General features: G+C 57.5%; 1 protein-coding gene. It reads left to right on the top strand.

Annotated elements, in window-relative coordinates; all coding sequences use genetic code 11:
- A partial coding sequence (locus tag Q31b_RS27730; protein ID WP_146602925.1) for a fibronectin type III domain-containing protein occupies nt 1-1206 on the top strand: 1206 nt, incomplete at both ends.

The raw sequence follows: 1206 nt of genomic DNA, 5'->3' as shown, positions 1-1206 counted from the left end.
CCGATAACTCGACCGACGAAGCATCCTTCAACATCCAGTGGAGCACGGACGGCAGCACGTGGTCACCGCTCACGACCGTCGACGCCGATGTGACGACGTATAGAGATGCAAGTCTCACCGAAGGCACCCGTCGCTACTACCGGGTCCAGGCCACCAATACATATGGCGATTCGCACTATTCGAGCGTTAGTTCCGCCAGAACCCTGCCCACGGCCCCAACAAACTTGGTCTTGACGTCCATCAACGGCCCCGAGGCCGTACTGACGTGGCAAGACAATTCCGCCATCGAATCCAACTACTACGTCGAGACACGTGTCGACGGGAGTTGGATACAGCAGTCCTTCGCGGGTGATTCCACAACCGGTACGATCGAGCGCGAGTTCAAGCCGTCCACCAACTACAGCTTCCGCGTTCGCGCCTATGCCGGTTGGCCGAACTATCTCTCTTCGAACTACTCGAATGTAGTTGACGTATCAACGTCCGCTTGGCCCGAGACGCCCAGTGGATTGACCGCTACGGCCATTTCGGATACCCAGATTGACTTGACCTGGACCGATAACTCGACCGACGAAGCATCCTTCAACATCCAGTGGAGCACGGACGGCAGCACGTGGTCACCGCTCACGACCGTCGACGCCGATGTGACGACGTATAGAGATGCAAGTCTCACCGAAGGCACCCGTCGTTACTACCGGGTCCAGGCCACCAATACATATGGCGATTCGCACTATTCGAGCGTTAGTTCCGCCAGAACCCTGCCCACGGCCCCAACAAACTTGGTCTTGACGTCCATCAACGGCCCCGAGGCCGTACTGACGTGGCAAGACAATTCCGCCATCGAATCCAACTACTACGTCGAGACACGTGTCGACGGGAGTTGGATACAGCAGTCCTTCGCGGGTGATTCCACAACCGGTACGATCGAGCGCGAGTTCAAGCCGTCCACCAACTACAGCTTCCGCGTTCGCGCCTATGCCGGTTGGCCGAACTATCTCTCTTCGAACTACTCGAATGTAGTTGACGTATCAACGTCCGCTTGGCCCGAGACGCCCAGTGGATTGACCGCTACGGCCATTTCGGATACCCAGATTGACTTGACCTGGACCGATAACTCGACCGACGAAGCATCCTTCAACATCCAGTGGAGCACGGACGGCAGCACGTGGTCACCGCTCACGACCGTCGACGCCGATGTGACGACGTATA

Source organism: Novipirellula aureliae (assembly GCF_007860185.1).
GTDB lineage: Bacteria > Planctomycetota > Planctomycetia > Pirellulales > Pirellulaceae > Novipirellula_A > Novipirellula_A aureliae.
This window is presented reverse-complemented; position numbering and strand designations above follow the sequence as displayed.